This is a genomic window from Streptomyces corynorhini (genome assembly GCF_003346515.1).
In the GTDB taxonomy this organism is placed as follows: domain Bacteria; phylum Actinomycetota; class Actinomycetes; order Streptomycetales; family Streptomycetaceae; genus Streptomyces; species Streptomyces corynorhini.
The window spans coordinates 1-6,158 of the sequence record NZ_QQNA01000436.1 but is presented as its reverse complement, the minus strand read 5'-3'; the positions used below and the strand labels follow the sequence as shown (position 1 = coordinate 6,158).

Sequence of the window (6,158 nt, the reverse complement as noted above, 5' to 3'; positions counted from 1 at the left end):
CACCTCCGGAGCGGCGGCGGAGTCGACGGGAGGTAGGCGAGAGGCGGCCCGAACCCCGCGCCGGGCCCCGGCTCCGCCGCCGCTCCGGAGGTGGCCGCGCTCCCGGCGAGTGCGTTCAGCGCGTTCCCTTCCGGGTCCTCGACGTCCAGCAGCTGTACGGCGCGTCGGCCCAGCGCCGCCAGTACCTCGCCGGGAAGCCACGCCCCGCCGGGAGCCACACCGGGAGCCACACCGGAGGCCCCGTCGGCGGCCCCGTCGGCAGGGCCTTCCTCGCCCACCGCTTCCTCGATGGACGCCAACAGCACTTCCAGTGAAGGCCGTTGGGCCGGGTCCTTCGCGAGGCAGGGCGCGATCAGCGCCGCCCACGGCTCGGGAACCCCCGTGAGGTCCGCCTCCTCCGACGCGATACGGAAGAGCAGCGAGTGGACCCCGCCCTCGCCGCTGCCGAAGGGCAGCCGCCCCGTCGCGGTGTACGCGAGCACGACGGCGAGGCAGAAGACGTCACTCGCGAACGACACCCGCTCCCCGCGCACCTGCTCGGGCGACATGAAGCCCGGCGATCCCACGAGGGCGCCCGTTCTGGTGATTCCGTCGGCGGACTGCTCCGCCACGTCGAGGGCGCGCGCGATGCCGAAGTCGATGACGCGGGGCCCGTCGATCGTCACCAGGACGTTCGAGGGCTTGAGGTCGCGGTGCACGAGTCCCGCGCCGTGGATGGCCTGGAGCGCGCCTATCAGCCCGACCGCGAGCGCACGCAGGGACTTCGCGGGCAGCGGCCCGTACTGAACGTCCACCACCTCGCTGAGCGACGGCCCGGCGACATAGCCGGTGGCGACCCACGGCGTCGGCGCGTCCGTATCGGCGTCCAGCACGGGCGCCGTCCACTCACCCCCGACCCGCCGGGCCGCCTTCACCTCCTGGGTGAAGCGGCGCCTGAAGTCGGGCTTGCGGGCCAGGTCTTCCCGGACGACCTTGACCGCGACCGTACGGCCCCGCGCGGAGCGAGCCAGATAGACCCGCCCCATGCCGCCTTCACCGAGCCTGCCGAGCAGCCGGTAGCCGCCGATCCAGACCGGATCATCCGGATGCAGACCGTCCATGGATGCTCCCTAATCCCCAGGCATTGCGTCCGACCGAGGATAGGAGACAAGGGAAGCGAACGACGGGTGGGGATACGGGTTCTGCCGGTACAACAGCCGCCCGGGACCGACGGCGGCCCGCCCTCGGCCGTGCCGACCCGCCGCGCCGCACGCCCCAGAGGCAGCACGGGACCACGGGCATGACGGGGAGCCGGGTGAGCGTGATGCCGCCGGCGAGCCACGTGCTCGTCCGCTTCAGAAGGGCACGGCGTACGCCGGAGCCCTATCCCTCGCTCGACACGTCGGTGCTCTGCGGTCCGTAGGACAGCGGCCGGGCGGCGCCGTCGGCGGTGCTGTCGGCGGTGCTGTCGGCGGTGCTGTCGGCGGCGAGCGACTCGAAGCGCCAGCGGTGAGCCGGGCGGGCGAGCAGGGCGGGCGGCGGGGCGGGGAGTTCGGGGACGTCCGCGTCGTACGCGCCGTTCCACCAGGTGATGACCAGGACGCGGTCCTCAGGGGCGCGCAGGAGTTCGTGGCGGAGCGGCTCGGGCGTCAGCTCCCGGGCGTGTGCCCGCGCCCACTCCAGCAGTTCCCCACCGAGGCCGGGCGCCGCCTTGGCCTCCCACATCAGCGCCACGGTCATGAGTACAGGTTCTCCTTGCTCAGCTCGTGCAGGTGATCGTGGTCGTGCCCGCCGCCGTGACCGTGCCCAGCGCCGTGACCATGCCCGCCGCCGTGGTCATGCCCGTGACCGTCGCCGTGACCATGCCCGCCGCTGTGGTCATGCTCGTGCTCGCGCCCCGGCACATGCGGCTCCGTCACCGGCAGCGACGAGTCCGCCGACAGCTCCCAGTCCGAGGCGGGCCGGTTGCGCGCCACCATCTCGGCGCCGAGCGCCGCCACCATCGCGCCGTTGTCCGTGCACAGCCCCGGGCGCGGCACGCGCAGCCGGATGCCCGCGCGCTCGCAGCGCTCGGCCGCCAGCGCACGCAGCCGGGAGTTGGCCGCGACTCCGCCGCCGATCATCAGGTGGTCCACGCCCTGGTCCTTGCAGGCGCGCACCGCCTTTCGCGTCAGTACGTCGACCACGGCCTCCTGGAACGAAGCCGCCACGTCCCGTACCGGCACCTCCTCGCCCGCCGCCCGCTTCGCCTCGATCCAGCGGGCCACCGAGGTCTTCAGGCCGGAGAAGGAGAAGTCGTACGCGGCGTCGCGCGGCCCGGTCAGACCGCGCGGGAACGCGATCGCCGCCGGGTCGCCCTCCCGCGCCAGCCGGTCGATCACCGGACCGCCGGGGAAGCCCAGGTGCAGCACGCGCGCGATCTTGTCGAACGCCTCGCCCGCCGCGTCGTCGATCGTCGCGCCCATGGGCCGTACGTCGGAGGTGATGTCCGGCGCGAGCAGCAGCGACGAGTGGCCCCCGCTGACCAGCAGCGCCATCGTCGGTTCCGGCAGCGGACCGTGCTCCAGCTGGTCGACGCAGATGTGGGAGGCGAGGTGGTTCACGCCGTACAGCGGCTTGCCCAGCGCGTACGCGTACGACTTCGCCGCCGAGACGCCGACCAGAAGCGCACCGGCCAGCCCCGGGCCCGCGGTGACCGCGATCCCGTCCAGGTCGCGGGCCGAGACCCCGGCCTCCTTCAGCGCGCGCTCGATCGTCGGAACCATCGCCTCCAGGTGCGCCCGGGAGGCGACCTCCGGTACGACACCGCCGTAACGGGCGTGCTCGTCGACGCTGGAGGCGACGGCGTCGGCGAGCAGGGTCGTGCCGCGCACGATGCCGACGCCGGTCTCGTCGCAGGAGGTCTCGATACCGAGGACGAGGGGTTCGTCAGCCATTGTCATCAGCCATTCTCATCAGATCTGGGGCTCGGTTCCTTGATGGGTCTTCACATGGAGGCGCATGACGAGCGCGTCGACGTTGCCCGGCTGGTAGTAGCCGCGGCGAAAGCCGATGGGCTCGAAGCCGAACCGCTCGTACAGCCGCTGCGCCCGCGTGTTGTCCACCCGTACTTCGAGCAGCACCTCCTCGCACTCGAAGGCGGTGGCGTGCTGGAGGAGGTCGGTCAGCAGGCGCGCGCCGAGGCCGGTGCCCCACTGGTCGCGGGCGGCGGCGATGGTCTGTACGTCGGCGAGCCCGCCGGCCGCGGCGAGCCCCGCGTATCCGACGATCCGGCCACCGGACGGCCCGCCGTGGAGCGACCCGCCGCCGGACGACCCGCCGTCGAGGGGCCCACCGCCGGACGGCTCGCCGCCGGACGGCCCGCCGTCGAGCGGCCCGGAAGGCGCGGCCTCCGCGACGACGTAGCGACGGGTCGCCCGGGGGCCGCGCGCGTGCGCCAGTTCCGACCAGAACATGCCCTGCGACCAGGCGTCCTCGGGAAACAGCTCCTGCTCAAGGGCGAGTACGGGCTCGATGTCCCACCAGCGCATCTCGCGCAGCACCACGGGGGCGGACTCCGGGCCGGTCACTTGGGGGTGACCACCTTGTAGTTCTTCGGCACCTGCGCGTCGGGCCTGCGCAGATACAGCGGCAGCGGCGGCAGGAAGCCCTCCACCGCACCCTCCGCCACGCCCTCCACCGCGCCCCCCGCCGCCAGTTTCTCGGCGGCCAGCGCGGCGAGCGCCGCCGCCGACTGGTACTCGGGGCCCCGGGCGTCCGGGAACGCGTCCGGGTAGAGCAGCCCGCCCGCCCCGACCACGGGCAGCCCGGCGAGCGTCCCGGCGAGGTCGGCGGGCCGGTCCACGGCGGGCTCGGTCAGCCGCGTACGGCTGTCCGCGTACCGCGCCCAGTAGACCTCCTTGCGCCGGGCGTCCGTCGCCACGGCGAAGGGCTCGTCGAGCCCGGCGGCGTACGCGAGACCGTCCAGCGTGCACAGCCCGCGCACCGGCACCCCGAGCGCCGAGCCGAACGACAGGGCGGTGACGAGGCCGACGCGCAGCCCGGTGTACGGGCCGGGCCCCACCCCCACGACCAGGTCGGTCACGGCGTCCAGTCTCACCCCGGCCCCGGCGAGTACCCGGTCGACGGCGGGCAGCAGCAGCTCCCCGTGGCGGCGGGCGTCGACCGCGCTCTCGGCGGCCAGGACGGAGTCTCCGTCGTGGAGGGCGACGGTGACGGCGGGCGTGGCGGTATCAACGGCGAGCAGAAGCACGCAAACAGCCTACGGCTCCCCGGCGCCGGAGCACGCCGCCCCTGGTAGCCGGGCGGCTGCTGCTACGGTCCCCACGGGGTCCTACGGTCCCCACGGGTCGTACGCGCGAGAGGCGGATCAAGGGTGTCCAGGAGCAGCTCCGGAATCGTTGCCGTGCTCACGGCGGCGGCCATCGCCACGGTCGGCTTCCTCGCCTATCAGGCGTCGGCGAACGCGTCCGAGGCCCTCGGCGGCCCCTCCGCGACACCGAGCGCCTCCGCGTCCGCCTCCGGCGCCGCGGCCCAGCCGCGCAAGGACCCGCGCTCGCTGCCCGCCGACTCGGGCAGCGGCGAGCGGGTCGTCTACTCGCTGCGCGACCGGCGGGTGTGGCTGGTGGGCGAGGGCGGCAAGCCGGAGCGGAGTTTCGCGGTCGTGCCGAGCACGATCAGCCCGGACGCCGGTACGTATCTCGTCTCCTCGCGGTCGGGCGCGGTCACCGGATCGGACGGGGTACGGGTCGAACACGTGGTCCGGTTCGCGAACGTCAACGAGGTGGCCATCGGCTTCAGCGCGGCGCTCGACGGCACGATGTCGGCCCCGGACCCGTCCCTGCGGACGGGTGGCGTCCGGATGAAGCGGGCGGACGGCAACGCGCTGTGGACGTTCGCGACGGTCGGCACGAAGGTCGTCGTCGTCTAGATCTCGCCGTCACCCCGAGCCGGTCACCCCGAGCCAGCCGCTCAGAATCGGTCCACTCAGAGCCGGTCGCTCAGAGCCGGTCACTCAGAGCCTGTAGCTCAAAGCCGGTCGACCAAAGCCGGTCACTCAAAGCCCGGTCGTTCAGAGCCGGTCGTCCAAAGCGGGCCGCCGTCCAAAGCAGGCCGTCCAAAGCCCGTCGGCCAGAACCGCTCGCTCAGAGCCGGTCGGCCAGAGCCCGTCGCTCAGAGCGGGCCGTCCAGCGCCCGCCGGGGTCAGCGCCCGCAGTCCAGCGCCCGCCGGTCAGGCCGCGTCCCGACGCAGCACGTCCGCCGCCTCCCGCCGCGCCGCCTCGTCGGCCACCGCGACCGCCGAGGGCGGGCACGGCGGCGTGGAGACGGCTCTGGCCGCCGCGCAGGACGCCAGCAGATCCTTCATCGGTACGGAGGACGGCGACAGCTCCCGCGACAAATAGGCCGAGGACTGCTGCCGCGGCTGCGGCTCTGACTGCGGACGTGAGGCACGCTCGGGGGCCGGCATGGATGCCTCCTGTGGCTCCGGGGGCAGGCGTGGTTAGGTAGACCTAACCAGGTCTCGGTAACCATGTGACCATGCGCGGCACGGCACGCGCAACATTTTGCCGACGTCTTGTCGGAATGTACGGAACGCCTGGCCGCGTCCCGGCGGAATCATTCCGCGGGGCCGGGCGACAGCCCCGGGGAGCGCCCCGGCGCCGCCTCCCCCGACCAGCGCTCGCCGTATCCGGTCAGCGTCACGGTCCGCCGGTCGTCGTCCTCCGTACCGGCGTCCACGGCGCCCACCACCCGGTCGATGACCACGTGCAGCCGGTCGTCCGACAGCTCCTCGACCTTGCCGTCGCCCCACTCCACGACCACCACGGAGTCGGGCAGCGAGACGTCCAGGTCGAGGTCCTCCATCTCGTCCAGTCCCCCGCCGAGCCGGTACGCGTCGACGTGGACCAGCGCGGGACCGCCGGTCAGCGACGGGTGTACGCGGGCGATCACGAACGTGGGGGATGTCACGGCGCCCCGGACCCCGAGGCCCTCGCCGAGGCCGCGCGTCAGCGTGGTCTTGCCCGCGCCGAGTTCGCCGGTGAGCATCACGAGGTCCCCGGGGCGCAGCAGGGCGGCGAGGCGCCGGCCCAGCGCGCTCATCTCGCCGGGAGAGCCGATGGTGAGAACGGCCGACTCCGGGGCGGGCGCGGTGACCGGGGCAGGCGGGGTGACCGGGG

General features: G+C 73.7%; 8 protein-coding genes. 1 reads left to right on the top strand and 7 read right to left on the bottom strand.

Annotated elements, in window-relative coordinates; all coding sequences use genetic code 11:
* From DVH02_RS34110 to tsaB, 5 genes are all read right to left on the bottom strand, one after another.
* Positions 1-1,100: serine/threonine-protein kinase (locus DVH02_RS34110; RefSeq protein WP_147286211.1), on the bottom strand; the 1,100-nt coding region annotated here is incomplete at its 3' end.
* A gap of 262 nt (positions 1,101-1,362) precedes the next feature.
* A complete protein-coding gene (locus DVH02_RS34105) occupies positions 1,363-1,719 on the bottom strand; it encodes a hypothetical protein (RefSeq protein ID WP_233518637.1) in 357 nt (118 codons plus the stop codon).
* Positions 1,716-2,915: a tRNA (adenosine(37)-N6)-threonylcarbamoyltransferase complex transferase subunit TsaD gene (gene tsaD / locus DVH02_RS34100; RefSeq protein WP_114627697.1), complete on the bottom strand. Its 1,200-nt coding sequence runs from the start codon at positions 2,913-2,915 to the stop codon at positions 1,716-1,718. Before tsaD ends, DVH02_RS34105 begins: the two co-directional genes overlap by 4 nt.
* Before the next feature lie 18 nt (positions 2,916-2,933).
* Positions 2,934-3,509, bottom strand: a complete 576-nt coding sequence (locus DVH02_RS34095) for a GNAT family N-acetyltransferase (RefSeq protein ID WP_233518639.1) — start codon at positions 3,507-3,509, stop codon at positions 2,934-2,936.
* Positions 3,510-3,544: 35 nt separating this feature from the next.
* Complete coding sequence (tsaB, locus tag DVH02_RS34090; RefSeq protein WP_114627693.1) at positions 3,545-4,231, bottom strand: tRNA (adenosine(37)-N6)-threonylcarbamoyltransferase complex dimerization subunit type 1 TsaB; 687 nt, start codon at positions 4,229-4,231, stop codon at positions 3,545-3,547.
* Between the two features lie 123 nt (positions 4,232-4,354).
* Between tsaB and DVH02_RS34085 the strand changes: the two genes are divergently transcribed.
* Positions 4,355-4,909 (top strand): L,D-transpeptidase, encoded by a 555-nt coding sequence (locus DVH02_RS34085; RefSeq protein ID WP_233518636.1) that lies wholly within the window; start codon positions 4,355-4,357, stop codon positions 4,907-4,909.
* A gap of 300 nt (positions 4,910-5,209) precedes the next feature.
* On the opposite strand, the gene DVH02_RS34080 is transcribed toward DVH02_RS34085, so the two are convergent.
* Together DVH02_RS34080 and tsaE are read right to left on the bottom strand one after the other, a co-directional pair.
* Positions 5,210-5,446 carry a hypothetical protein gene (locus DVH02_RS34080; protein WP_114627692.1) on the bottom strand — a complete coding sequence of 79 codons (237 nt, stop codon included), beginning with the start codon at positions 5,444-5,446 and terminating at the stop codon, positions 5,210-5,212.
* Positions 5,447-5,595: 149 nt separating this feature from the next.
* Positions 5,596-6,158 (bottom strand): tRNA (adenosine(37)-N6)-threonylcarbamoyltransferase complex ATPase subunit type 1 TsaE (gene tsaE / locus DVH02_RS34075; RefSeq protein ID WP_407697712.1); only part of this gene is annotated, 563 nt, incomplete at its 5' end.

Bases quoted from the DNA above. Each gene is read 5' to 3' on its own strand.
- DVH02_RS34105 (WP_233518637.1), bottom strand. From the start codon at position 1,719: ATGACCGTGGCGCTGATGTGGGAGGCCAAGGCGGCGCCCGGCCTCGGT.
- tsaD (WP_114627697.1), bottom strand. From the start codon at position 2,915: ATGGCTGACGAACCCCTCGTCCTCGGTATCGAGACCTCCTGCGACGAG.
- DVH02_RS34095 (WP_233518639.1), bottom strand. From the start codon at position 3,509: ATGCGCTGGTGGGACATCGAGCCCGTACTCGCCCTTGAGCAGGAGCTG.
- DVH02_RS34080 (WP_114627692.1), bottom strand. From the start codon at position 5,446: ATGCCGGCCCCCGAGCGTGCCTCACGTCCGCAGTCAGAGCCGCAGCCG.